The following is a 24,927-nucleotide window of genomic DNA, read 5'->3' on the forward strand; positions in this document are numbered from 1 at the left end:
TGTCATACCTCCCTGACCTTCGTCACGAGACGCGCGAGACAAGCTCGCGAGACACGTGAGACGCGTGAGACACGCGAGAACAAGAGAGACCCGTCTGATGTCCGACAAGCCTTCTGTGCTGTTCGTCTGTGTCCACAACGCCGGCCGCTCCCAGATGGCCGCCGCCTGGCTGACCCATCTGGCCGGAGACCGGGTCGAGGTCCGCTCGGCGGGATCCGACCCGGGCGACGCCGTGAACCCGGCCGCGGTCGAGGCCATGGCGGAAGTCGGCATCGACATCTCCGCCGAGACCCCGAAGATCCTCACCGTGGACGCGGTCAAGGAGTCCGACGTCTGCGTCACCATGGGCTGCGGGGACACTTGCCCCGTCTTCCCGGGCAAGCGCTACCTCGACTGGACCCTGGACGACCCGGCCGGACAGGGCGTCGAGGCCGTACGCCCGATCCGGGACGAGATCAGGAAGCGCGTCGAGGGGCTGATCGCCGAGATCGCGCCGGAGCCGGAGCCGGAGACCGCGGCGTGAGCGGGATCCGGAACGTCGTCGCCATCGCCCGGACAGGACCTGGGGTCCTGTCGGCCGCACCGCCGCCTTTTCACCGCCCGCGCCACCCTTTTCACCGCCCTTTTCAGCGCCCGCGCCGCCCTCCAGCGACTGTCAGTGCGGGTGTGGTTCGTCGCGGTGGACCGGACCGTGCGGATCCTCGCAGTGTGCGTCGGACGCCGCGTTGGCGTGGGCGAGAGGACGGATCTCCTCAGGTGCGTGGTCGACCTGGAGGGTGGTGTGACTGATCTTGTGCTCTTGGCTCACGAGCTGCTCCAAGTCGCGGCGCACCGCGTGGCAGTCGCTGTCGGGGGACACCAGGACGTGGGCGGACAGGGCCGGTTGTCCGGAGGTGATGGTCCATACATGGAGGTCGTGGACCTCGACGACGGACGGACGCGCGACGAGCTGGTCGCCTATGGCGTCGGGGTCGAGATCGACCGGGGCGGCTTCGAGGAAGATCCGTCCGGATTCGTGGACCAGTCCGTACCCCGCCTTGATCATCAGTGCGACGACGACGAGGGTGGCGATGGCGTCCGCGCGGGCGAAGCCCGTGGTCACCACGATCAGACCGGCGATCGCGGTGCCGATGAAGGCGAACAGGTCGTTGAGGATGTGCTGGTAGGCGCCTTCGACGTTCAGTGAGGTGCGGTTCGCCTTGGATATGCACCACGCCGCGAGGATGTTCACCACGATGCCGACCAGGGCCGTCACCAGCACCAGACCTCCCTCGACCCGGGGCGGATCGATCAAGCGGTGCACGGCTTCGTAGGCGAGCCAGGCGGCGAGCAGCAGCAGGGTGAGCCCGTTGGCCTGGGCGGAGAGGATCTCGGCGCGCTTGAGACCGTACGTGAATCCGCCGCGCGCGGGACGGCCCGAGAGCCGCATCGCGATGAGCGCCAGCACGATCGAGACGGCGTCGGTGAGCATGTGCGCGGCGTCCGAGATCAACGCGAGGGATCCCGCGATGACCCCGATGACGACCTCGATCGCCATGAACGACGTGATGAGGACGAGCGCGATCGACAGCCACCGGCCGTCGGCGTCGGCGGCGACGCCGTGGGAGTGGCCGCCCGGTCCATGGTCGTGCTCCTGATGTCCGCTCATGTTCGTGAGCCTCCCCGTTTTGGTATACGACCCGGGCAGTGAAGCGCACTCGGAGAGAATCGGCAAAGGCTGCACCGGTGACCGTTGTCAACACCAATAACACCGCTTTGACCTGCGGTTATTGAATCGCGGGCCACCGTCGGACCGAGCCCTCCCCCCCACTCATGGCTCGGTGCGGGAGAGCGGCCGAGCGACCTCGGCGGGTGCGTCGCGCAGGCCGAGTCGCAGGTGCTCGACATGGAAGAGGGCCTGTTCCAGGAGTTCGGCGACATGGTGGTCGTAGAGGGTGTAGACGATGGAGCGGCCCCGGCGTTCTCCGGTGACGAGTCCGAGGTTGCGCAGCAGGCGCAGCTGGTGGGAGCAGGCGGAGGCCTCCATGCCGACGGCCTCGGCGAGGTCGCCGACCGAGCAGGGGCCTTCCTGGAGGCGGGCGAGGATGTACAGCCGCGAGGGGGTGGCCAGCGCCTGGAGGGTGGCGGCGACATCGGTGGCCCCCGCCGAGTCCAGGCGTTCGCGTGGGGTGGCGTGATTCTTGTCGTCGGCTCCGTGACCCATGGGGTCCATCCTATCGGCAACACTTGAATATCTGTTCAGATGATCCTGTACGGTGGATGTGTTCCCGTCCTCCGCCGCGAAGGGTTGCTCTGTCATGCCTTCTGTCCTGCTCCCGCGCCCTGAACGGGCGGCTCCGGCCGCCCCGCGTACGGCGCCCAAGCGGCGTACCCGGGTGTTCGCCCTGGCCGAGGCGCGCTGGGCCGCCACGGCGCTGGCGCTGTTCCTGATCGCGCTGCCGCTCCAGCTGACGGGCGCCCCCGCCTGGGCCTGGGGCCCGCTGTACGCGGCGGCCTATGTCACCGGCGGCTGGGAGCCGGCTCGGGCGGGGCTGACGGCGCTGCGGGAGAAGACCCTGGATGTGGACCTGCTGATGATCGTGGCCGCGATCGGCGCGGCCGCGATCGGGCAGGTGATGGACGGCGCGCTGCTGATCGTCATCTTCGCCACCTCCGGCGCCCTGGAAGCTTTGGCCACCGCCCGCACCCAGGACGCGGTGCGCGGTCTGCTCGACCTCGCCCCGGCCACGGCCACCCGGCTGGGTGATGACGGGAGCGAGCGGACGGTCGCCACCGAGGACCTGGTGGTGGGGGACACCATCCTGGTCCGCCCCGGCGAGCGGGTCGGCGCGGACGGCCGGGTGCTGGACGGGATCAGCGAGGTCGACCAGGCCACCATCACCGGCGAGCCCCTGCCGGTCGCGAAGGAGACCGGGGACGAGGTCTTCGCCGGAACTCTCAACGGCATCGGCGCCCTGCGGGTCAAGGTCGAGCGGGACGCCTCGGACTCGGTGATCGCCCGGATCGTCGCCATGGTCGAGGAAGCGTCCGGGACCAAGGCGCCCACCCAGTTGTTCATCGAGAAGGTCGAACAGCGGTACAGCCTGGGCATGGTCTTCACGACCCTGGCCGTCTTCCTGATCCCCCTCGCGTTCGGCGCGGACCTCACCGGCTCGCTGCTGCGGGCGATGACGTTCATGATCGTGGCCTCGCCGTGTGCCGTGGTGCTGGCCACCATGCCGCCGCTGCTGTCGGCGATCGCCAACGCCGGACGCCACGGCGTCCTGGTGAAGTCCGCCGTCGTCATGGAGCGTCTCGGGCAGGTCGACGCGGTCGCACTCGACAAGACCGGCACCCTGACCGAGGGCACCCCTCGTGTCACCGACGTCCGTCTCCTGGACGGTTCCGGCCCGGACGGCCCCGGCCCGCACGGCTTCGGCCCGCACGGCTCCCGCCCGGCCGAGAACGCCCTGCTGGCGCTGGCGGCCGCCGTCGAGCACCCCAGTGAACACCCACTGGCCCGCGCGGTTGTCGACGCCGCCCGCACCCGCGGCCTGGCCATCGCCGACGTACGGGACTTCACCTCCACCCCCGGTGTCGGTGTCACCGCCACCGTCGACGGGCACACGGTCGCGGTCGGGGCCCCCGCCCGCCTCCTCGACGACAACGACGACACCCTCTCGGCCCGCGCCGCCGAGGTCGCGGCGGACCTGGAGGACGGAGGCCGCACCGCCGTCGTGGTCCTGCGCGACGGCGTCCCGGTCGGGGTGCTGGGCATCGCCGACCGTCTGCGCCCCGACGCCGCCACCACGGTCGCTTTCCTGGCCGAGCTGACCAGCTGCACGCCGATGCTGATCACGGGCGACAACCCGCGCGCCGCCGCCCGTCTGGCCGCCGAGGCCGGCATCACCGGAGACGACGTCCACGCCGGCCTCCTGCCGGGGGACAAGGTCGAGGCGGTACGCCGACTGGAGGCCCGCGGGCGCAAGGTGCTGGTCATCGGTGACGGTGTCAACGACGCCCCCGCGCTGGCCGCCGCCCATACCGGCATCGCCATGGGCCGTGCCGGCTCCGACCTCGCCCTGGAAACCGCCGACGCCGTCGTCGTCCGCGACGAACTCGCCACCGTCCCCAAGGTCATCGCTCTCTCGCGAGCGGCCCGCCGCCTGGTGGTGCAGAACCTGGTGATCGCCGGTGTGTTCATCTCCGGCCTGGTCATCTGGGACCTGGTGGGCCATCTGCCGCTGCCCCTCGGCGTGCTGGGTCACGAGGGATCGACCGTCATCGTCGGCCTCAACGGCCTCCGTCTGCTGCGCGACGCCGCCTGGAACCGCGCCGCGCAGGACACGCGAACAGCCTCGTGAGCAGGCAGCCTCGTTGAGCAGGCGGAACGTACGGAGGAGGCGTAGGCGCCCGAGGCCCGAGGTGCTGGTGCGCGACCGGATGTCGCGCACCGGCACCTTTACGCCGGGTCCGTACCCACTGCGTCACGCCCGTACCGCGGCGGGAGTTGCCACGCCGAGGTGTCCGCCGCGGGCCAGGGCGGCGACCGCGGTCGCGCACCCCGCCCCGACCAGGGCGAGGACCACCCACGGCAGCGCGGCGAAACCGGTGTGGCGGCCGATGTCGAGGACCGCGCCGGTGGACAGATTCCCCACGGTGATCCCGATGCCGCAGACGGTGTTGTAGAGGCCGTAGTGGGTGGCGACCCACCGCCCGCCGGACAGGGCGACGATCGTGTCCATCTCGAACGGATACAGCACCGCGGTCGCCGCCGCGAGCAGACCGGCACATGCCACCAGCGGCACCATGACCAGCACGGCTCCCCAACCACCCGGTGCCGGAACGGCACTTGCGGTGAAGGCAGGGGGCAGGAAGGCCACCGCCATGAGTGTGAGCCCGGCGACCAGACAGCGATGAGGTGTCCACGTACGCCGGCACCAGGCGGTGATACGCATCTGTCCGGCGAGTGCGACCAGTCCGGAGACGACGAACAGCACGCTGGTCGCGGCGGTGCCGTACGCACCGTCACCCACCAGGCGTGTCGCCTCCAGCGGTAGCGCGAGGTACACCTGGAACGACAGGACGTACGAGCCGGTCATGGCGGCGGCGAACAGCCGGAAGGACCGGTTGCGCAGCACCGTGCCCGCCTGCTGCCGCCATGTCGCCTCTTCCCTGGCCGTGGTCCTCTCGCGCGCGGGCAGCCGTCGCGCCTGCACCAGGGTCAACACCGCGAAGAGCGCCGATGCCACCGCGCAGGTCACCGGGAACGACACGGCGGTCAGCGCCAGTCCGATCAGCGGACCGAGCAGGACTCCGGCCTGGTAGAAGACATTGAAGAGGGCGAACGCCTCGACCCGGCGCTCACCCGCCTCGGCGGCCAGATAGGCGCGGACGGCGGGGTTGAACAGGGCGCCCGCCAGACCGGTGGCCGCAGAAGCGGCCAGCAGACCTGGCAGGGCGTCCGCGACGGCGAGCACGCCGAAACCGACCGTACGCAGCGCACACCCCGCGATGATCAGCCGTCGGCACCCGAACCGGTCGGCGAGCATTCCACCGATGAGGAACATGCCCTGCTGGGAGAGATTCCGCATCCCCAGGACGAGCCCGACCGCCCAGGCGCCCAAGGCCAGCGAGCCCGACAGATGGGCGGCCAGATAGGGCATCAGCATGTAGAAGCCGAGGTTGATGGTGAGCTGATTCACCATCAGCAGCCGCACTGTGGTGTCGAACGAACGAGCCTTCCTCCAGGTCGAGTTCACCGCTGAACCGCTTCCACGGCTGTGCGGGCGGACAGCGGATCGGTGACCGTGGTGCAGCGTGTCCACCGGAACACCTCCGCCTCGTCGGGCCGGGAGATGAGTCGTGGGCCGGCGGGTTCCTCCGCGAGGAGGAGACCGTGGGCCCGGCAGTAGTCGTCGTTGAAGACGGTGTCGAAGTAGCGGTGCGGTCCGTCGGGGAAGACAGCGGCGATACGGGTCCCTTCCGGCTGGGTACGGGCCAGCCACCCGGCGACCAGGGCGACCGCGCCCACGCTCCAGCCACCGGTGGCGAACTGCCGCGCGGCCAGGCGCCGCGCCGACCAGACGGCCTCGGCGGGTGCGACCCAGTGGACCTCGCCGAAGGCGTCGTAGTCGACGTTGCGCGGATGGATGGACGAGCCCAGCCCGCGCATCAGCCGGGTCCGGGCGGGCTGGCCGAAGATCGTCGATCCGACCGTGTCGACTCCGACCAGCCGCGGAGCGGGCATCCGTGTGCGCAGGCCGCGGGCGATGCCGGCGGAGTGGCCGCCGGTGCCGACCGCGCACACCAGTACGTCGACGCGCTGCAACTGGTCGGCGAGTTCACCGGCGAGTCCGGCGTACGCGGCCACGTTGTCGGGATTGTGGTACTGATCCGGGCACCACGCGCCGGGGTGCGCGGCCAGGAGTTCGGCGACCCTTTGACGGCGTGCTTCCTGCCAGCCGCCCTCGGGATGAGGCCGGTCGACGACGTACAAGGTGGCTCCGTGGGCGGTGAGCATCCGCTCCACGATCGGTTCCATGCCCGGGTCGGTGACCAGATGCACCGGATGCCCGTACAGGACTCCGGCCAGGGCGAGGCCGAGGCCGAGAGTGCCGGAGGTCGATTCCACGATCGGTGCACCGGAGCGCAGATCTCCGCGCTCGCGGGCCCGAGCGACCATGTACAGGGCGGCGCGGTCCTTGATACCGCCGGGGTTGAAGCCTTCGAGTTTCGCCCAGAACCCGCTGGGCGCGGTGGCGAACGGTTCGTCCACCCACAGCACGGGCGTGTTGCCGACAGCGCCCAGGACGCTGCGGGGTGAGGCGAACGGCCTTACGGGCAGGGGGAGTTCAGTCATCGTGCGGTCGGTGTCCTTCGTACGACCCGGGGCACACCGCGGTGACGCACCTGTCGGCGACACACCGCGTCACCCCAGGAGAGGAGCGATCGGGGCCGTCAGGCCGCTCGCCGGCCGGCGGTACACCGCCGTACACCGGAGCGGCCGGGCCCGATCACGTCCTGGACACACATCCCCGGCCGAGCACCTCACGCCCTCCCGCCGCGGGAGGACCGCGCCTCGGCGTGCCGATGTGCGGGGACGGTCCGGTCTCCGCCGGGCGGTCGCCCACCGCCGCGGGAGGTCCCTGAAGCGGCTGGCGTTGATCCACCTGGGCGGCAAGGTGGTGCTCCACTCCCGGCGCGCAGGAAGGATCCGGGTCGGCATACCCCGACGAGAGTTCCGAGGCCGGGACAGCCGAGCGGTCGGGGCGGGAGTCGAGCAGCCGATGATGCCCACCGCTGTCGCAGACACTGATCAGCAAGGCAGCCAGAGCCGCCAGCAGCAGGGCGACCACCCAGCGGCCGTGCTCACGGAAACACCCCGTATGGATTCGCACAGTGACAGAGAAACTACCGTGCGTTGAAGGTGATGCGGGCAGTGGAGGACGCCGAACGGGTGAGGGGGGCCGCTCGGCCCCGCCTTCCGCTGATCGCACGCCTTGGTACTAAACAACTAAGCGCTGTAGTATTCGCGGCGAACCTTCGCGCGATCAATCACTCTTCCGGGGTGGCGGCCGGCGGAGGCGACGCCGTATCCGTACCGTCCGAACGGGGCCGAAGCAGCGGGAGCGCTGTCCCGGCAGGCGGCCGAGGAAAGAAGGAGACCGCCTCAGTGGCGTCCCACCGTCGTCCCAAGCAGTCCAGTCAGGCGTATACGGCCATGGTCACGGCGACGGCCGCGGCGGCCGTCGCCGTGTCGGCGCAGTCGGCTTCGGCCGACCCGCTGCCGGACCCGAACAAGAAGGGTGTCCAGGCTCAGGTCGACCGCCTGTACGAGCAGGCCACCCAGGCCGTGGAGAAGTACAACGGGGCGAAGGAGAAGGCCGGCGTCCTCCAGAAGGAGGTGGACGCTCTCCAGGACGCCGCGGCCCGTAAGCGGAGTGGCCTCAACGACCTGCGGACCCGGCTCGGCTCGATAGCCGCCGCCCAGTACCGCAGTGGCGGACTCGACGCGTCGGTCCAGTTGCTGCTCACCTCGGATCCGGACGGCTACCTCGACAAGGCGTCATTCCTCGATCAGCTGAGCGCCCAGCAGGTCGACGCGCTTGAGCAGTACCAGTCGCAGCAGCGTGACCTTCAGCAGCAGCGCGGCCAGGCCTTGGAGAAGCTCAAGGATCTCCGGGACACCCGCGAGGAACTCGGGGACAAGAAGAAGGAGATCCAGGGCAAGCTCGCGGAGGCGCAGCGGCTTCTCAACACCATGACGGTGGAGGAACGGGCCGCACGGTCCGCCGAGGACGAGCGCGCGAACCGGTCCAGCGAGCGGGTCGAGCTGGGAAACGAGGGCAGCGCCTCCCAGCGGGCCGCCGCGGCTTTCGAGGCGGCCAAGAGCCGGGTCGGCATGCCTTACGTGTGGGGCGCGTCGGGCCCGAACTCCTTCGACTGCAGCGGGCTCACCTCCTGGGCGTTCAATCAGGCGGGGGTGTCCATCCCGCGTACCTCGCAGGACCAGGCCAACGCCGGTACGCGGATCAATTCGCTGAGCGCGCTCAAGCCCGGTGACCTGATCATCATGCGCACCGACTTGAGCCACGTGGGTTTCTACGCGGGGAACGGACAGATCCTCCACTCCCCGAAGCCCGGTGCCCAGGTGCGTTACGAGTCGATCGAGCGGAGCGGCATGCCGTTCATGTGGGGCGTACGAATCGGCTGACCGCCGGGCTCCTGTCCCCGAGGTCAGCCGAGGACGGGCGGGCAGGCCAGCAGCAGCGGCAGGACGGGGACCACTGCCGCGACGGTGGCAACGGTTCCTGAGACGACGGGGTGGGGTCCCCCGCGACGGGCGAGGATCCGCCTGAGCCGGATCACGACGGTCTCGCCGCCCACCGCGAGTGCTCCCTTCGGCGCGCGTGCGGCCGCCATCTCGTACATCGCGGTGGCGAGCACCTCGTGCGAATGGCTGCGCAACGCTCGGTCGTCCGCGGCCATCTCCATCAGAAGCGCGGTCTGTTCCTTGGCCAGTCGAGCGAGTGGCAGCCACGGGAAGAGCGAATGGAACGCCTCCACGGCCGCCAGCGCCAGATGATGACGGCCCGTGATGTGAGCGCGCTCGTGCTCCAGCACCGCGTCGAGCTGTTCGGGCGAGAGGTCACGCACGGCCGCTTCGCTGACCACGACGCGGGGGCGACGCCCCGGCAGACAGTAGGCGGCCGGCAGGTCGTACGGCAGTACCGTGGCACGCAACCGGGCCGAGTGACGGCCCACCAGGTCCAGGGTGTCCCTGTGCCGTTCGCGCAGTCGCCGGGCGCGCACCAGGTGGAACACGAAGCTCGCGGCCAATGCCAGGGCCATGGCGCTCGGCAGGGCGATCGCGAGCCGGTCCGCCGTACCGGGATCGGGCCGGCCCGGACCCAGGTGCAGTCCGCAGGAGTGCAGGATGCCCACGAGTCCCGCGTGAAGATGCTCGGTCGGCACGGCGAGGCTGGAGGCGGTGAGCGTCGCCGCGACCGAGAACGAGAGCGACAGCGCCTGCCACACCGCCGCGCCCAGCGCGGGGGCCCGGTAGATCCAGGTACCGCGCAGCAACAACCGCGGCACGACCAGGCCGACAACCACCGAGTACCCGATCAGGGCGGAGGCCGCGTTCACGGCTTGGCCTCCCGTCCCACGCTCCGCAGCGCCTCACGGAGGGCGCCGATCTCCTCCTCGCTCAACTTCCCGACGAAATGGACCAGCGCGGCCGGGCGGTCCTGACTGGCTTCCAGACCGTCCTCCATCAGCGCGGCGGCGTACGCCTCCCGGCTGCGTACCGGCGCGTACAGCCAGGCCCGGCCCCGCATGCTGCGCACCAGCCAGCCCTTGGTGAACAGGACGTTGGTGACGGTCATCACCGTGGTGTACGCCACGGGCCGGCTCTTGTTGATGTCGTCGACGACCTCGCGCACCGTGGCCGGCCGGTTCCATGTCCACAGCCGGTCCATGATCTCCGCTTCGAGGTGCCCCAGCCGCCGCATGGCCCGTCTTCCTTCCGCCATCAAGTACGCAAAGCCATAGTAGAGGTGGGTGATCGTTCACGGTTCCCCGAGGGACACCGGACCGGTCGGGCGACATTGCCGCCTCACGTCGGGTGTGAGAGGTTGAACCGGAGCCCGGTCACGTGGCTTCCGGACGAGGGGTGCCGTACCCGGTGTGCGACAAGACGGCCCGTCGGAGGCTGTCATGTCGTGGTTGATTCTTGCCGTTTCGGGTGTTCTGGAAGCTGTGTGGGCCACCGCCCTGGGCAAATCCGAAGGCTTCAGTCGCGTTGTCCCGTCCCTGCTCTTCGTCACGGCCCTGGCCGCGAGCATGGCCGGACTGGCCTATGCGATGCGTGAGCTGCCGGTCGGTACCGCGTACGCGGTATGGGTGGGCATCGGCGCGGTGCTCACCATCCTGTACGCGGCCTTCACCGGACAGGAATCGCTGACCGCGCTCAAGGCCTTGTTCCTGACGCTGATCGTCGCAAGCGTGATCGGGCTCAAGCTCGCCCGCTGAGGCGCTTACTCCCGGTACCGGTCTCAGGTGTGCTCGTTCCCCCGCAATTCGTCCAGCTCGTAGCGGAGTTCATCCTGTGTCAGCATGAGGGGAACGAGCGACGCCCCGGCCGCGAGTGTCCGCGCGCTGTGGGAGCAGTCGGGCCCGCCCTCGCTCGCGCCCTCGCACTTGGCGTCGCCGTACACGTCCGACACGCGCTCCATCTCCCTGACCTGCTTCAAGGTCTCCGGGTACCGCCGCTCCAGACGCTGGTCCTCGATCGCCTTCTCCAGGTCGCGGGTCAGCGTCCGCACATCGGCCAGCCACTCGGGACATTCCTCACGGCTCACACCGACGCAGTTGTAGGGGCTCTCCCGAGCCGACACCTCGAACTTCTCGGTCCAGGTCTCCGACAGCTTCGCGCGAGCGGCCGTGGCCGACGGCTCAGGCCTCGGCTCGGGTTCGCCCCCGCAGCCCGTCAGCACGAGCAGAACCACGGCGACCGCCCCTGGTACACGCTTCATCGCCTATCCCCCCTTGGATGAGGGCTCCACGCTACCGGCGCACGGATGATCGCCACGGCGAGACACCGAGCCCGCAGCGGACCGGACGTCCGCGGGTGTCGGCGGCGGGTGTCGGCGGCGGGTGCGGTGCTGTCGGTGAGGGGCCTTCCGGTCAGGGCCTTCGCTCGGGGGCCTTCGTTCAGGGGCCTTCGTTCAGGTGGGTGAGTGCGGTGATGAGGCGGTCGGCGATGTCTTCCGGCCAGGGGAAGGCGCGGGTGACGGCGCGCTGGTGAGCGAGTCCGTGCAGGCCCAGCCACAGCGCGACCGCGTCGCCGTACAGATCGGTGCTGGTGGCCAGACCCGCGGTGACGCAGTCGCCCAGCACATCAATGATGACCTGCATGGTTTCCGCGCCCAGCGTGGTCAGATCCGCCTCGGTCACGGAACTCTCGCCCAGGACCGGCATCCAGAGGCCGCCGAACATCGTGCGGTAGCGCTCGGGATGGCTCCGGGCGAAGTCGAGATAGGCGTGGCAGGCGGCGTACAGCCGCTGCCGAGGGTCGTCGCCGGCCTTTTCCACGGACGCGCGCAGGCTGGTCTCCAGCTCGGCGAACTCCAGCCGTACGACGGCCAGCATGATGGCCGGCTGGTCGGGGAAGTGCGGGTAGATCGAGGGGGCGGCGATCCCGACCCGGCGGGCGACCGATCGCAGTGTGATGGCGCGTTCGTCGCCGGCCTCGTCGAGCAGTTCCACCGCGGCGGCGATGATGTCCTCGCGCAGGCGGCCGCCCTCGCCGCGGCGGTTGCGCGCGCGGGCCTGTTTCGGTGCGGCGGAATCCGCCGGTCTGGTGTCTTCCACCCTGTGACCTTACACCGTGAAGTTTATGGTCGTAGCCGCTTGCCGGTCTTGGGTTACGCATGTAGCTTTACGGCTGTAAGCAAACAGTCGAAGCCTTGAGGAGTCCGTCATGACCAGCGCCGTTACCACCCGCGCCACCGAGATAGTTCTGCCCGGTGCGGTCGAGCCGGGCGGTCTGGAGGTCCGGACCCGCGATCTTCCGGCTCCGGCCGCGGGCCAGGTCGTCCTGCGGATGGACGCGACCGGAGTCTCGTTCGCCGAGCAGCAGATGCGCCGCGGCAAGTACTACGACCAGCCGCCGTTCCCCTTCGTGCCCGGTTATGACGTGGTGGGCACTGTCGGCGCCACCGGGCCCGGCGTGGACGCCTCGCTGACCGGACGCCGGTTCGCCGCGGTCACCAAGACCGGCGGGTGGGCCAGCCATCTGCTGATCGACGCCGCGGACCTGGTGCCCGTACCGGACGGCGTGGACGCGTCCGCCGCGGAGACCGTCGTCGTCAACGGGATCACCGCCTGGCAGATGCTGCACCGGATCGCCGAGGTCCGCTCCGGCGGGACCATCGTGGTACTGGGCGCCAACGGCGGTGTCGGCTCCACGCTCGTACAACTGGCCCGGCACGCCGGGATCACGGTGATCGGCACGGCGTCGCCGCGCCACCACGCGTATGTGCGTGAGCTGGGCGCCATCCCGGTCGACTACCGCGACCCCGGTATGTACGACCGGATCCGGGAGGCCGCGCCGGACGGCGTGGACGCGGTGTTCGACCATGTCGGCGGCGCCGGACTGGTGCGGTCGTGGGAGCTGCTGCGCCGGGGCGGAACACTGGTCTCGTACGGATCCGCGGCGACGAAGGACGAAGAGGGCAACTCGCGACTGCCGGTGCTGAAACTGCTCGCGCGGATCCTGGCGTGGAACTCCCTGCCCAACGGCAAGAGTGCGCACTTCTACAACTTCTGGGCAGGCCTGCGCCGCCGGGACGCCTTCCGGCGGCGGCTGAGCGAGGACCTCACCCAGGTGCTGCGGCTGCTGGCCGACGGCGTCCTCACCCCGCAGATCGCCGCGGAGATCCCGCTGGCCGACGCCGCCTCGGCGCTGGCGCTCGCCGAGTCCCGCACGGTCGCCGGCAAGGTCATCCTCGTACCCGGAGTGTGACGCCATGGGCATCACCGCCGGTTCGTCGCCGACCGGCCGTGCCGTCCGCCCGCGGAACCGCAGAGGGGAGGGCGCCCGCCTGCGTGCCGACATCCTGGCCGCCGCGACCGACCTGCTCGACCGTGGCGACGAACGGGCCGTGACCCTGCGTGCCGTGGCCCGGAAGGCCGGGATCGCCGCCCCCTCGATCTACCCGCACTTCCCCGACCGGCCGGCCATCATGCTCGCCGTCGTCCGTGAGGCCTTCGGCGAGTTGTCCGGCCGGCTCAGGGCCGCGGCGGATGCGGCCGGCGGCGACTCTGGACAAGCTCTGGACGCCACCGGCGACGACCCCCGGCAACGGCTGGACGCCGGCGCCCACGACCACCGGCAACGGTTGTACGCCGCCTGCCACGCCTATCTCGACTTCGCCGCCCTCCACCCCGAGCGCTACCGCGTCATGTTCGGTGGAGTGTGGAATCCCGTCCACACCAACGGTGGCGCCATGGCCATGGCCATCGCCATCGCAGACACCCCGGCCTTCCCCGGCGCAGGGGTCCCGCGGATCCTCGCGGACATCCTCGCCGACTGCGTTGCCGCCGGCTGCTCGACCAGCACCGACCCCTTCGCCGACGCGGTCGCGCTCTGGCTCGGTCTGCACGGATTCGCGCACCAGCGCGCCGTCACCCACACCTTTCCCTGGCCCGCCGACCTCGTGCGGCGCTTCGTGTCCCCGCTGTCGCGTATGGCCCCGATCCGGCCCAGGACCTGCCCGAACTCCACGGTCACGCAGGTCGGTCAACGTTCGTAAGTTCATCAGCGTGATCCACGTACATGCCCAGAACCCGGAGGTTCCACCATGTCCACAGCCACCCCCCTCGCGCCGGTCACCACCAGCGGCGCGGCTACGACACGTCTCCCCGGCGAAGTCGACAGCTTCGCGACCTACATCAGCTTCGGACTCGCCTACGTGCTCGGACACGGCGCCGCCGCGGTCTCCCAGGGCGACGCCCCCTTGCTCGACCTGCCCGGCTGGCTGCCCACGACGCTTCTCGGAATCGGGCTCGTGGCCGGCACCGTCCAGGCCACCCTCGCCGCCATACGGGCCCAGCGCGGTGCCACCAAGCCCGACGTCCTCTCCGGCCAACTGCTCGGCGTCTCCTGGATCACCGCCTTCGCCGCGCTGTTCATCACTGTCACCGGCCTGGTGTCCACCCTCGACATGCCCGACCTCCAGTCCATGCTCCTGCCCACCGGCTCCGGCCTCGTCGTCGGCCTGCTCTATCTCGCCGAGGGCGCCGTACGCCGCAATCTGCTGCACTACAGCCTCGGCACCTGGCCCGCCCTGACCTCCACCGCGGCGCTCTTCCTCGGCACCCCCGGCCTCTACTGGGTCCTCACCGTCGCCGGCGGCGGCGCCTACGCCCTCGCCGCGATCCTCGAACGCCGCCGCCTCACCCGTACGGGCCATGTCCGGACCTGAGAGCGCGGCGGCGCGGACAGGTCTACGCGACCTCGGACACGTCTACGCGGCAACAAAGCCCTGGGCCACTGGCCCAGGGCTTTCGCGGGCGCCGCGCGTGTCCCCGGCACCCCTACGGCGAACGGACCGGCCTGGCAGGGGCGTTGGGCCCCCGCCAGGCCGCGGATACCGTGGCGGTGCCGGGTTCCGGAGCCGCGATCCGGTGCCGGGTTCCGGTGTCAGGATCCGGTGCTGTCAGGGTTCCAGCCACCAGGGGCTGGAGTAGGCGACGCCCAAGTCGTTGCAGGGGTGGCCCGCCGGACCCGGCTGTCCGTTCGGCTGTGAGGGGTCGGAGATCCGCAGCACGACCCACGGACCGTTCTCGACGTCGAGCGGGACGGTGAACTCGACCAGGCTGCCTGACGTGGTCTCGATGACGTCCGCGACGTTCGGCGCGCTCGCCCCGGGGCGCAGCACCTGGACGTGGAGGGGCTTGCCGGCCCACTCGGCGCCGCGGTCGAGGTCCACGGCGAAGCGGACGTCGCCGGAGGCGAGCGGCAGGACGCCGCCCATCCGGACCCCGTTCGCGGTGGCGTCGAGACGCAGGCCCGAGTACCGGGTGGCGAAGAAGCGGCGGGCGCGCAGGGCTTCGAGCACACCGGCGCGGGTGTTCTCGGTGACCCAGAGCCCGGCGCGGCCCACGCCCTCGACCTGGCCCCACTCGGTGCCGTGGTGGTCGCTCACGCCGGTGACACCGGTGCGCCAGCCGGCGTTGAGGCAGGCGTTGAGGTGCGAGGACTGGCGGTCCGACCAGCCGTCGAAGAGATAGTCGTCGCCGCGGTTGAACATCTCGACGCTGACCATCTTGTCGCGCGCGGCGGCCACGTACGCGAAGTTGTTGAAGCGTCCGAGCTCACGGCCCGGGTGGTTGAAGCCCGCGACGCCGTCCCGGCTGCCGAGCCAGTCGTAGAGCGAGCTCATCGAACTTGCCCCGCCCAGGTCGACGAACTGGTCCGTGAACCACACGTTGGCGTGGCCCATGAGCGGGTTGGACCACTCGAAACCGCGGATCGCGGTGTACGCGCCCGGGTCGTCCGCGGCGTCCGCGAGCTGGCGGGTACAGTCCCACTCGCTCTGGGTCAGGCCGTTGATGGCGAAGAGGGTCGTGTGGTCGGTGAGCGCCGCCACGTCGAGCCCGGCGTCGCGCATGGAGGCGAACGCGAGCGCGGGGTCGCCGTCCCCGTCCGACATCAGCGTGTGGTTGTGCAGATCGGCGTGGACGAGTTGGGTGCCCTGGGTGACCAGGGACTCGCGGGAGGCTCCGGCCCGGGGCGTTGGCGCGGTGCCCGACGCGGTGCGGGTGGCCGCCCCGTACGCGGTGCCGGGTACGGCGGCCGCGATCAGCAGACCGCCTGCACCGGCGAGGAGGGAGCGACGGCTCGGTCCGTGTCCGTGTCCGTGTCCGTCTCTGTGGGAGTGCGCGTGGGAGTGCGGGTGGGGGTGTGTGTGGGAGTGCGCGTGCGCTGTGTCAGCGTGGTGTCCACTCATGGTGACCAGTGCAGCGAATTGTCAGGAGCATGACTGGAATGCCGGGTGCCCGAGGGGTGAACGTTACGCGCCCGCGGGGGTCCGGTGAGTCCGGCTGTCGCGCACGGAACCGGTGGGATCGGTGGATCAGCCGGCGGTGAGGACGTGCGCCCACGGTTCGTCGATCTCGTCCAGACCCAGCACGGCGACCACGTTGTCGAGCATTCCGGCGCCGAACCAGCGCCGTACGGCGTCGTCATCGCCCAGCAACTGCCGTACGGTGTCGACCTGCTTGGCGTAGCACCGACGCACGGCCTGCCCTACCAGCGGCTCGCCGGCGGCACAGTTCGCGTGCATGAGGAAACGCAGGATGTTCCGGTCCGCGATGAGCGCGGCGTAGGCGCCGCGCGCCGCATCCAGCGCGGGCCCGGTCCCATCCGACGCCGGCGCGTGCGCGACCAGGGTTTCGGTCATCACGACGGACACGTGGTCGACCGTCGCCGCGAACAGCGCTTGCTTGTTCGGGTACAGGCGGTAGAGGTACGGCTGTGAGATACCGACCCAATCGGCGATCTCGTGTGTCGTCGTACCGTAGAAACCTTTTTGCGCGAAGCAGTCGATCGCGGCGGCCACGATGGCCCGACGTCGTTCGTCGCTCTTCGTGCTGGTGCCGGCGGCGGGCATGGGCGTCAGTTAAACACGGCTCCCCTCAGCCTCCAAAAGTCACGCTGCTGGCAGGGCCGGACGGCACCTCGTGGGGCGTGAGCGCCTCGATCGCCACCAGCGGATTCCAGTAGTCCAGGTAGTGGGTGATGAGCGCGTCGTCATCGGTCCGGACGACGGAAACGCACGTCTGCTCGTACGGCTTGCCGGTCGGCCGTGCGGTGCCCGTCGACCGGAATTCGGCGATCACGAGACTCGGATCGACCGTCTCGTGGAACACCAGGTCGACGAATTCCACGTCAAAGGTCTCGGGAAAGTTGCTCATATGCGCGAACAGTGCGTCTCGTCCCGTTACCCGACGGGGCACGCCGGCCGGCGCGAACGGGAACTCGAGCACCGCGTCCGGGGCGAACAGTGTCACCCACTCGTCGGTGCGTCCCGCGGCGGTGAGGCGCAGGTGCTCGGTCACGGCGTGCTGGGCAGCGGCGCGTCGGTCGGCGTCGTCCTCGGCTGTCATCTCTACTCCTACGTTAGTGGTCGCTCGATAACGTACCACGCGACAGCGGACCGCCCGCGTCGTAGCCGCGTCGCTGGACGAAGTCGGGCTCAGGACGCGTTCGCGATGCGGTCACTCGGGGACCGGAAAGGACTTGCACGCGAAGACCGAGCCGGAACAGGTCTGCCGTCTTGACACCGGGGCACACGCATACCAACTGCCGGACGGGCCGGTCATGCTACGGCCCTCTCCGGTGCGGCAAGGACGCAAAGGACGCAAAAAACACACGCGCCGACCGCGGTTCCGTCTCGGGCGACCGCGCCGAAGGAGACATCATGATGACCTCGCTCACCACGACCACGACCGTGGCCGCCGACGCCACCGCCGCACCCGCATGGTTACACGTGCTGGTCATGACGGCGGCAGTGCTGATCCTCGTCTACAGCCTCACCCGACACAGCAATTGACCCGCACCCGGAACCGCGCGAAGTCCACGCCGTGCCCCACCTCGGAACGCGCGAGCGAGTCCTGCCGGTCCCTCAGTCCTCCACCCACATCGAACGTGTGAAGCCGTCCCTGTCCTCCAGGAGGCTCGTCTCGCGTTCCGGAGTGCGGATGATCGTGCCGTCGCCGTTCTCCAGCATCGCGATCGAGGAGACCAGGAGACCGGGAGACCAGGAGACCTCGTACCTCCTGAGAGGTGCCTACGGGGAGGACCCCCGCTCATGGCCGGCGGTTATCCCGAGGCCGTCGCGGCTTCGCGGGCGGCACCGGAGCGAGGTGTGAGGTGTGCGGTGGCGGCTCAGCTGAAGTCGCCGGGGCCCACCGCGTCAGGGTCGGGTCCGCCGCGCGCCCCGGTGTCGATCGCGTCGATCGCCGCGACCTCGTCGGCCGTGAGGGCGAAGTCGAAGACGTCGAAGTTCTCCGCGATGCGGTGCGGGCGGACGGACTTCGGGATCGCGGACAGGCCGTGCTCCAGATGCCAGCGCAGGACGACCTGGGCCGCCGTCCTGCCGTACCGGGCGGCGATCTCGGTGACGGTGGGGTGATCGAGCGGGTTCCTGGCCGCGTTGCGCCCGTCCTCCCAGTACATGTTCACCCCGCCCAGCGGGGACCACGCCTGGGTGACGACGCCGAGTTCGGCATGGGCCTCGCGCAGCGCGCGCTGCGCGAAGTACGGGTGTAGTTCGACCTGGTTGACCGCCGGGACCACACCGGTGCGGTCGATGAGACGGTGCAGATGCTCGGGCTTGTGGTTGCTTACGCCGATGGCGCGCACACGGCCGTCGGCGAGCAGCTTCCCGGCTGCCCGGTACGAGGCCACCGTCTCGTCGAACGAGGCGGGAACCGGCCAGTGGAGCAGGTAGAGGTCCAGGTGGTCCAGGCCGAGGTTGGCGAGACTGGTGTCGAAGGCGCGCAGGGTCGTGTCGTAGCCGTAGTCGGTCAGCCACAGCTTGGTGGTGACGAAGACCTCGTCGCGGTCGACGCCGGAGCGGGTGATGCCCTCGCCGACCTCCTTCTCGTTGAAGTACGCGGCGGCGGTGTCGATCAGCCGGTAGCCCCCGCGCAGCGCGGTCGCGACCGCGCTCGCGGTCTCCTGGGGGGTGCTCTGGTAGACACCGAGGCCCAGGGCGGGCATCCGGACGCCGTTGTTCAGTGTGATCGTCGGGCTCTTGCCGGTCATGGCGGTCCTCGCTCGGGAGACGGTCGGCCGACCGGGGCGCGTACGTCCTCGCACCGGCCGGGCCCCGGGAGAACCGGGGCACGCACCATGCAACGGGAGACGGCCGGGTCGGGGGAGTCTCCGCTGTGAGGGGTACTGACAGGGACCCCGACCCGCCGCGCGCCCTGTCTACCCTGTCCTCATGGACAACCGGGACGCAGTCAGCGCATTCCTCCGCTCCCGACGCGACAAGATCAGCCCCGGGCAGGCGGGTCTGCCGACGTACGGTCAGCGGCGCGTGCCCGGACTGCGCAGGGGCGAGGTCGCGGCGCTCGCCGGGGTGAGCGTCGAGTACTACACGCGTCTGGAGCGCGGCAACCTCAGAGGTGTCTCCGACAGTGTGCTGGACGCCCTCGCCCAGGCCCTGCGGCTCGACGACACCGAGCGCATGTACCTGTACGACCTCGCCCGCGCCGCGGGACCCGCGCCCGAGACGCGGGCACGGCGGCGGGAGGTCCGGCCGACGGCGCGGTCGACGGTGCGGCCGAGCGTGGCGCGGATCGTCGAGGGGATGCCGGAGCTGCCGGCGTACGTGATGAACAACCGTCTCGACACACTGGCCGCCAACCCGCTGGGCCGGGCCCTGTACTCGGAGATGTACGCCGACCCGGCCTGCGGGGGGAACGTCGCCCGGTTCGCGTTCCTCAACGCCGCGGCCAGGCGGTTCTACACCGACTGGGAGCGCATGGCCCGCTTCGCCGTGGGCGCGCTGCGCGTCGAGGCGGGGAAGAACCCGTACGACCGGGAGCTGTCGAACCTGATCGGTGAACTGTCCACCCGCAGCGACGCCTTCCGCGTGATGTGGGGGTCCCACGACGTGCATGTCTTCCGTGACAGCACGAAGCGCCTCCGCCATCCGCTCGTCGGCGACCTGGAACTCGATCAGGAGACCATGAGCCTGCCGGACGAAAGCGGCCTGAGCGTGGTCGTCTACAGCGCGCCACCAGGAACCGCCGCCGAGGACGGTCTGAAGCTGCTCTCCAGCTGGTCCGCCCCGACCGGACCGGAGCGGGACGCGGAATCCACGGGCGAACCGTCGGCCCGTCGGCCCTGACGGGCGGCACCGCCCCGGAGAGCCGAGAACCACTGCACCCCGCCCGCACGCGTCACTCCGGCGTTTTGGCAGCCGGTGGGTTTTTGCGGCGGGTGAGCGGCTTCTCGATGAGGTAGTGGGAAGCCGTCGCCGCCGCGAACGTGGCGGCGAGGGCCGCCGGTACATGCCAGGTATCCAGTCCCAGGTCGGCCATCAGCCGGCCGAGAGGGTAGTGCCACAGGTAGAGGCCGTAGCTGAGGTTGCGCCCGGTCCAGGCGAGCGGGGCCACGGACAGGGCACGGGAGAGCAGGCTGAACGGCTGGAGTTCCAGCGCCGCGACCACCGTGGCGGAGAGGACGGCCGCCAGCAGGAAACCCACGGTGTACCACGGCACTGTCCAGGGGCCGGTGCCGGTCATCGGTACCTGCCAGACGATCAGGGCCAGCATCCCCATCGCCGGCCAGGCCAGCCGGCCCGCCCACCGGCACAGCGCGGCCAGCCGGGGGTCCTCCATGTCGAGCCGGGCCACCACCAGCGCGAGCAGCGCGCCGACCAGCAATTGGTCGGCACGGGCGTCGGTACCGTTGTAGATGCGGTGCGCCGCGGTCGGACTCCACAGGACACAGCGCCAGAGCACCGGCAGCAGACAGAGCACCACGGCACACAGCAGTACGGTGCGGGGCCTGAAGCGGCGCAGGAGGAGCAGCAGCAACGGCGGCCAGAGCAGATAGAACTGTTCTTCCACGCCCAGCGACCAGGTGTGTCCGAGGAGAGCGGTCTCGTCCGTGTAGAGGCCGGGCTGGGCGGCCCGGACAATATTGACCAGGAACGTGGCGGACAGCGCTATGGACGCCCAGGCGTCGTCGAAGCCCCGGAGCCGGGTGGTGGCCGCGAGGACGGCGCACACCGCGCAGACCACCAGAAGGGCGGGGACGAGCCGCTTCCAGCGCCGCCAGTAGAACGAACGCATACCGACGGCGCCGGTGCGGGCGAACTCGGCGAGCAGCAGCCGGGTGATGACGAATCCGCTGATGGTGAAGAAGATGTCCACGCCCAGGGCGCCGCCCGGCAGCGGGCCCAGTTCGAAGTGGTAGGCCAGGACCAGTACGACGGCGAGGGTCCGCAGTCCGTCGACGCCCCGCACCCGGCCGCCCCTCGACAGCGCGGAGGGGAATCCGTGCCCGCCCCGGACGCGCCGTTCGTCCGTTCGTGGTGGAGCGAGAGTCAGGGTGCCGCCCGGCCGGGCACCGGAACCGGGGTGGGCGGGTGGCTCGGCGGCGTGTCCGTCCGATCTGTCCGAGCCGGGGTCTGAGGTTGTCGGAGTACTGTCCACCTCGAACGCGTGCCCAGGAAGCACCCGGGGATGCGATCGTTCATTCAATTCTCAGGATTAATAAACCATTTGGTGGCATTTCGGGTAAATGCACGGCGGGTGGAGCGATCCCGGCGCACGAGTAAATGGCGGGCCGGCTGTGCGATGCTGGCTGTGCGATGCCGACTGCGTGATGTCGGCTGTGTGCTGCGTGATGCCGGATGCGTTGTCGAGGCTCCATCGCTGCTGGATCCGAGGCGCCCCCGTCCGCTTCAACGCTGCGGGCTCAGCCCCGCCACAATCAGCCCGAGCAGCCGGTCCGCCGCGGCGGCCGGGTTCGGGTGGTGCTCCGTCGCGAGGACGATCCCCACGGCCAGCGTGATCAGGTCGGCGACGGTGACACCTTCCGCCACCGCGCCGTCCCGCGCGGCGCCGCGCACCAGAGGGTCCCCCGCCTCTTCCATCATCGCCGAGCAGCTGTTCGCGTGCACCGAGTCGGGCTCGGTCCCCTCGTAGACCAGCGCGGCTGCCAGCCCCCGGGCGGCGACGCAGTAGGTCACGACGTCACTCAGCCATTCCAGCAACGCACTTCGGCTGTCGCCCTTGCCGGACAGATCGCGGGCGCGGACGCACAGGGCCTCGATCCGTTTGTGGGAGACCGCCTCCAGCAGTGCGCGGCGGGTGGGGAAGTGCCGGCGCACGGTCGCCGAGCCGACCCCCGCGACGCGGGCGATCTGTTCCAGGGAGGCGCCGGCGCCGTGCGCGGCGACCTCCTCCTCGGCCACGGCGAGGATCCGCGCGTAGTTCCGCCGGGCGTCGGCGCGCAGGCGGTCGGGCATGGCTTCATCTCCAGGTTGCTAAGTGGCGGGCCCCGCCGTATCTTACCGCAGTGTAAGTGGCGGACCCCGCCGTTTAGTGTCGAGCATGAGTGTCAAGTACCCGAGGAGAACCATGTCCACCGACTCCGCTCCCGTCCTGGTCACCGGCGCCACCGGCAAGCAGGGCGGAGCCACCGCCCGCTCCCTGCTCCTGGCGGGCGTTCCCGTCCGCGCCCTGGTGCGCGACCCGGCCACCGACCGGGCCAAGGCCGTCGAGGCGCTCGGCGCCGAACTGGTCACCGGCGATCTCCATGACCGCGACTCCGTGATCAGGGCCGCCGAGGGCGCCCGCGCGGTGTTCTCCGTACAGATGCCCGCCATGACCGGGGACGGCTTCGACTTCGAAGGGGAGGTGGCCCAGGGCGTCAACCTCATCGAGGGCGCGAGGGCCGCCGGGGTGCCGCAGTTCGTGCACACCTCCGTTTCCGGCGCCGGCCAGCACACCGAGGCGCCCGGCTGGGCCGAAGGCCGCTGGGCTTCGATGGAGCCCACCCTGGGCGCCAAGAGCGCGATCCAGGACCGGGTCCGGGCGGCCGGCTTCCCGCACTGGACGCTCATCAAGCCGGGCTTCTTCATGGAGAACTTCTTCCCGTCCATGGCGTTCCTTTTCCCGCGCGGCATCGAGGGCGGCCTGGTGAGCGTCCTGAACCCCGAGACCCGGCTGTCCCTGGTCACGGTGGACGACATCGGCACGGCCGCGGCCGCGGCCATCACCGCGCCGGAGCGGTTCGACGGGGTCGAGCTGGAGCTGGCGGGCGACTACCTGTCGATGACGGAGATCGCCGAGGTCCTCTCCCAGGCTCTGGGCACACGGCTGTCCGCGCCGGACATGACCGTGGACGAGGCCACCGCCGCCGGAATGCCGGGAATGGGCGCCTCGCACGAGTGGATGAACGTGGCCGGCCAGCCGGCCCGCCCGGAGTACGCGCGAGACCTCGGCATCCCGCTCACCAGCTTCCAGGCATGGGCGCGGAAGCACATGCGGGCCTCGGCCTGACACGGCTCCCGGCGAGCTACCGTCCTCCGGTCGGACGGCGCCATGGGGCAAGGAAGCGGCCGTGATCACCGACGCTTCGGTGCCGGGACTCGGTGCCGGGTCGCCCGGTGCTCCCGCCCCGGCCCCATGGGCTGTGGACGGACGTCAGGGCGTGTTCGTGTTCGCCGTCGGTACGAGGCTGTTCTCCTCCGTGACGGCGGCGGTCTTGCTGCGGTCGGGTGTGTGGTTGAACAGGAGGTTCAGCAGGAACGCGGCGACGGTGGCGCTGGTTATGGCGCTGCCGCCGATGATCTGCACCCAGGCCGGAAAGGCGTGATAGATCGTCGGGGCCACGACGGGCAGCATGCCGACGCCGATGGAGACGGCCACGATCAGCAGATTGCCGGTGCCCTCGAACTCCACCTTGCGCAGGGTATTGATGCCGACGGCGGTGACGGTGGCGAACATGACCAGGCCGGCCGCGCCGATGACCGGGCCGGGCAGCGAGGCGACGATCTCGCCGAGTTTGGGCACGAGCCCGAGCAGGACGAGGAAGCCTCCCGCGACGGCGGCGACGTACCGGCTTCGGACCTTGGTCATACCGACGAGGCCGACGTTCTGTGCGAAGACGGTGTCCAGGAAGCCGTTCATGATCCCGCCGAAGATCCCGGACACACCGTCGGCGGCGAGGCCACGGGCCAGGTCCCGGCGGGAGAGCGGGCGGCCGGTCATCTCGCCGACGGCGAGCATGTCGGCCGTCGACTCGGTGAAGGTCACCAGCATGACCACACACATGGAGATGACGGCGGCGACGGGGAACTGCGGGGCGCCGAAGTGGAACGGCGGGGCGACGCCGAGCCAGTCGGTGTGACCGACCGAGGAGAAGTCCGTCAGGCCCATGGGGACAGCGACCAGTGTGCCGCCGACCAGGCCCAGGAGCACGCCGAGTTGGGACAGGAATCCGCTGGTGAAGCGGGTGACGAGGACGATGAGCAGCACGATGCCGCCGGCCAGGGCGAGATGGGAGGGTGTCGCGTAGTCCTTGGCGGTGGGGTCGAGCCCGACGATGAGCCCGGCGGCCACACCGATCAGTGAGAGCCCGATGACGGTGATGACCGTGCCGCTGACCAGCGGCGGGAAGAACCGCACCGCGCGGGCGAAGGGCACGGCCACCAGCAGTCCGAAGACACCGGCGGCGAGCATGGATCCGTAGACCGCCTGCATGCCGTACTCGCCCGCGATGAGGATCATCGGGGTCACGGCCGTGAAGGTGGCGCCCGCGACGACCGGCAGTCGTACGCCGAGCAGCCTGCCGATGCCGAGCGCCTGAAGCAGCGTCACCAGACCGGCCACCAGCAGGTCGGCGTTGACCAACAGGCCGATGGTGGACGTGTCCAGCTCGGCGGCGGATCCGAAGACCAGGGGAACGGTGACACAGCCTGTGTACATGACCAGCACATGCTGGAGGCCGAGCAGTCCCAGCCGCGCGGGCGGCAGGACCTGATCGACCGGGTGCGGGGCGGGTATGGCGGATTCGGACGCGGGCGGAGCAGGGGCCTGGGACACGGGGCCTCCGGAACGGAGCGGGAAATGGGAAAAAGGGAGGAACGGCGGTCGGGCGCGGGGGAAGTGCGGGGACGGCCGGGCATGGTGCTCCGGGAGCCGTCCTACGGCCCCGTTCGACCCGACAGTGATACGGCTCCTCGCGGAGTGCGTACGAGGAACACACGGCCCCGGTAGCCCCGGTAGCCCCGGCGGCGTTGGCAGGGCACGGAAGCGGTCAGGAAGCCGAACGAGGGCGCGAAGGCGAAGAAAACTACGTCGCGCGCTCAGGCGCGGAGCCCCCACGGACACGTAGGACACCGTGCG

Annotated in this window: 25 protein-coding genes and 1 riboswitch; of the genes, 10 read left to right on the forward strand and 15 right to left on the reverse strand. The window is 70.4% G+C overall.

All coding sequences use genetic code 11. From position 1 onward, the window contains the following. The first annotated feature begins 97 nt into the window (after positions 1-97). Positions 98-523 (forward strand): arsenate reductase ArsC, encoded by a 426-nt coding sequence (locus ACWGDX_RS05130; protein WP_453622398.1) that lies wholly within the window; start codon positions 98-100, stop codon positions 521-523. 132 nt (positions 524-655) lie between these two features. On the opposite strand, the gene ACWGDX_RS05135 is transcribed toward ACWGDX_RS05130, so the two are convergent. Together ACWGDX_RS05135 and ACWGDX_RS05140 are read right to left on the reverse strand one after the other, a co-directional pair. Then, positions 656-1,648 (reverse strand): cation diffusion facilitator family transporter, encoded by a 993-nt coding sequence (locus tag ACWGDX_RS05135; protein ID WP_453622400.1) that lies wholly within the window; start codon positions 1,646-1,648, stop codon positions 656-658. A 162-nt stretch (positions 1,649-1,810) separates the two neighbouring features. After that, positions 1,811-2,203 (reverse strand): ArsR/SmtB family transcription factor, encoded by a 393-nt coding sequence (locus ACWGDX_RS05140; protein WP_453622402.1) that lies wholly within the window; start codon positions 2,201-2,203, stop codon positions 1,811-1,813. A 94-nt stretch (positions 2,204-2,297) separates the two neighbouring features. Here ACWGDX_RS05140 and ACWGDX_RS05145 point away from each other — a divergent pair, with 94 nt between their 5' ends. Then, a complete protein-coding gene (locus tag ACWGDX_RS05145) occupies positions 2,298-4,343 on the forward strand; it encodes a heavy metal translocating P-type ATPase (RefSeq protein WP_453622404.1) in 2,046 nt (681 codons plus the stop codon). A gap of 123 nt (positions 4,344-4,466) precedes the next feature. Here the strand turns inward: ACWGDX_RS05145 and ACWGDX_RS05150 are convergent, their stop codons facing one another. After that, positions 4,467-5,741, reverse strand: a complete 1,275-nt coding sequence (locus ACWGDX_RS05150) for an MFS transporter (RefSeq protein ID WP_453622406.1) — start codon at positions 5,739-5,741, stop codon at positions 4,467-4,469. Continuing rightward, positions 5,738-6,841, reverse strand: a complete 1,104-nt coding sequence (locus ACWGDX_RS05155; protein WP_453622408.1) for a PLP-dependent cysteine synthase family protein — start codon at positions 6,839-6,841, stop codon at positions 5,738-5,740. Before ACWGDX_RS05155 ends, ACWGDX_RS05150 begins: the two co-directional genes overlap by 4 nt. Positions 6,842-7,654: 813 nt before the next feature. Here ACWGDX_RS05155 and ACWGDX_RS05160 point away from each other — a divergent pair. Further along, positions 7,655-8,695: an NlpC/P60 family protein gene (locus ACWGDX_RS05160; RefSeq protein WP_453622410.1), complete on the forward strand. Its 1,041-nt coding sequence runs from the start codon at positions 7,655-7,657 to the stop codon at positions 8,693-8,695. A gap of 23 nt (positions 8,696-8,718) precedes the next feature. Here ACWGDX_RS05160 and ACWGDX_RS05165 read toward each other — a convergent pair whose 3' ends face one another. Both ACWGDX_RS05165 and ACWGDX_RS05170 read right to left on the reverse strand, forming a co-directional pair. Further along, positions 8,719-9,630: a M56 family metallopeptidase gene (locus ACWGDX_RS05165; RefSeq protein WP_453622412.1), complete on the reverse strand. Its 912-nt coding sequence runs from the start codon at positions 9,628-9,630 to the stop codon at positions 8,719-8,721. Further along, positions 9,627-9,995, reverse strand: coding sequence for a BlaI/MecI/CopY family transcriptional regulator (locus ACWGDX_RS05170; RefSeq protein WP_453622414.1), 369 nt, complete (start codon positions 9,993-9,995; stop codon positions 9,627-9,629). Before ACWGDX_RS05170 ends, ACWGDX_RS05165 begins: the two co-directional genes overlap by 4 nt. 128 nt (positions 9,996-10,123) lie before the next feature. Next, positions 10,124-10,190, forward strand: a riboswitch (guanidine-III (ykkC-III) riboswitch). 10 nt (positions 10,191-10,200) lie between these two features. On the opposite strand from ACWGDX_RS05170, the gene ACWGDX_RS05175 reads away from it, so the two are divergent. Then, entirely contained in the window at positions 10,201-10,515 is a 315-nt protein-coding gene (locus ACWGDX_RS05175; protein ID WP_453622416.1) for a DMT family transporter, read from the forward strand. A 23-nt stretch (positions 10,516-10,538) separates the two neighbouring features. Here the strand turns inward: ACWGDX_RS05175 and ACWGDX_RS05180 are convergent, their stop codons facing one another. Both ACWGDX_RS05180 and ACWGDX_RS05185 read right to left on the reverse strand, forming a co-directional pair. Further along, on the reverse strand, positions 10,539-11,018 hold the full coding sequence (locus ACWGDX_RS05180; protein WP_453622418.1) for a hypothetical protein: 480 nt from the start codon (positions 11,016-11,018) through the stop codon (positions 10,539-10,541). 178 nt (positions 11,019-11,196) lie between these two features. Then, entirely contained in the window at positions 11,197-11,856 is a 660-nt protein-coding gene (locus ACWGDX_RS05185; RefSeq protein ID WP_453622420.1) for a TetR/AcrR family transcriptional regulator, read from the reverse strand. Positions 11,857-11,965: 109 nt separating this feature from the next. Here ACWGDX_RS05185 and ACWGDX_RS05190 point away from each other — a divergent pair, with 109 nt between their 5' ends. Genes ACWGDX_RS05190 through ACWGDX_RS05200 form a run of 3 tightly spaced genes read left to right on the forward strand, consistent with a single transcriptional unit; the run spans position 11,966 to position 14,471 of the window. Further along, complete coding sequence (locus tag ACWGDX_RS05190) at positions 11,966-13,009, forward strand: medium chain dehydrogenase/reductase family protein (RefSeq protein WP_453622422.1); 1,044 nt, start codon at positions 11,966-11,968, stop codon at positions 13,007-13,009. A gap of 4 nt (positions 13,010-13,013) precedes the next feature. Further along, a complete protein-coding gene (locus ACWGDX_RS05195) occupies positions 13,014-13,799 on the forward strand; it encodes a TetR/AcrR family transcriptional regulator (protein ID WP_453622424.1) in 786 nt (261 codons plus the stop codon). Positions 13,800-13,847: 48 nt separating this feature from the next. Beyond that, entirely contained in the window at positions 13,848-14,471 is a 624-nt protein-coding gene (locus tag ACWGDX_RS05200; RefSeq protein WP_453622426.1) for an ABC transporter permease, read from the forward strand. Positions 14,472-14,705: 234 nt separating this feature from the next. On the opposite strand, the gene ACWGDX_RS05205 is transcribed toward ACWGDX_RS05200, so the two are convergent. The 3 genes from ACWGDX_RS05205 to ACWGDX_RS05215 form a co-directional block, all read right to left on the reverse strand. Next, complete coding sequence (locus ACWGDX_RS05205) at positions 14,706-15,998, reverse strand: CehA/McbA family metallohydrolase (protein WP_453622428.1); 1,293 nt, start codon at positions 15,996-15,998, stop codon at positions 14,706-14,708. Positions 15,999-16,124: 126 nt separating this feature from the next. Beyond that, complete coding sequence (locus ACWGDX_RS05210) at positions 16,125-16,661, reverse strand: TetR/AcrR family transcriptional regulator (protein ID WP_453622430.1); 537 nt, start codon at positions 16,659-16,661, stop codon at positions 16,125-16,127. A 25-nt stretch (positions 16,662-16,686) separates the two neighbouring features. Next, positions 16,687-17,157 (reverse strand): nuclear transport factor 2 family protein, encoded by a 471-nt coding sequence (locus tag ACWGDX_RS05215; protein ID WP_453622431.1) that lies wholly within the window; start codon positions 17,155-17,157, stop codon positions 16,687-16,689. Positions 17,158-17,471: 314 nt separating this feature from the next. On the opposite strand from ACWGDX_RS05215, the gene ACWGDX_RS05220 reads away from it, so the two are divergent. Next, positions 17,472-17,603: a hypothetical protein gene (locus ACWGDX_RS05220; protein ID WP_453622433.1), complete on the forward strand. Its 132-nt coding sequence runs from the start codon at positions 17,472-17,474 to the stop codon at positions 17,601-17,603. Between the two features lie 335 nt (positions 17,604-17,938). Here ACWGDX_RS05220 and ACWGDX_RS05225 read toward each other — a convergent pair whose 3' ends face one another. Then, on the reverse strand, positions 17,939-18,820 hold the full coding sequence (locus ACWGDX_RS05225; RefSeq protein WP_453622435.1) for an aldo/keto reductase: 882 nt from the start codon (positions 18,818-18,820) through the stop codon (positions 17,939-17,941). Between the two features lie 181 nt (positions 18,821-19,001). Here ACWGDX_RS05225 and ACWGDX_RS05230 point away from each other — a divergent pair, with 181 nt between their 5' ends. Then, positions 19,002-19,913: a helix-turn-helix domain-containing protein gene (locus ACWGDX_RS05230; protein ID WP_453622437.1), complete on the forward strand. Its 912-nt coding sequence runs from the start codon at positions 19,002-19,004 to the stop codon at positions 19,911-19,913. Between the two features lie 52 nt (positions 19,914-19,965). On the opposite strand, the gene ACWGDX_RS05235 is transcribed toward ACWGDX_RS05230, so the two are convergent. Together ACWGDX_RS05235 and ACWGDX_RS05240 are read right to left on the reverse strand one after the other, a co-directional pair. Next, entirely contained in the window at positions 19,966-21,036 is a 1,071-nt protein-coding gene (locus tag ACWGDX_RS05235; RefSeq protein ID WP_453622439.1) for an acyltransferase family protein, read from the reverse strand. Between the two features lie 440 nt (positions 21,037-21,476). Next, a complete protein-coding gene (locus ACWGDX_RS05240) occupies positions 21,477-22,043 on the reverse strand; it encodes a TetR/AcrR family transcriptional regulator (protein ID WP_453622441.1) in 567 nt (188 codons plus the stop codon). Between the two features lie 112 nt (positions 22,044-22,155). On the opposite strand from ACWGDX_RS05240, the gene ACWGDX_RS05245 reads away from it, so the two are divergent. Next, positions 22,156-23,079, forward strand: a complete 924-nt coding sequence (locus tag ACWGDX_RS05245) for an NmrA family NAD(P)-binding protein (protein WP_453622443.1) — start codon at positions 22,156-22,158, stop codon at positions 23,077-23,079. Between the two features lie 144 nt (positions 23,080-23,223). Here ACWGDX_RS05245 and ACWGDX_RS05250 read toward each other — a convergent pair whose 3' ends face one another. Further along, the gene (locus ACWGDX_RS05250; RefSeq protein WP_453622445.1) at positions 23,224-24,624 is read right to left on the reverse strand and encodes a nucleobase:cation symporter-2 family protein; all 1,401 of its coding nucleotides are present in this window, start codon (positions 24,622-24,624) and stop codon (positions 23,224-23,226) included. Between the last annotated feature and the right edge of the window lie 303 nt (positions 24,625-24,927).

Source organism: Streptomyces sp. NPDC055025, assembly GCF_053608565.1.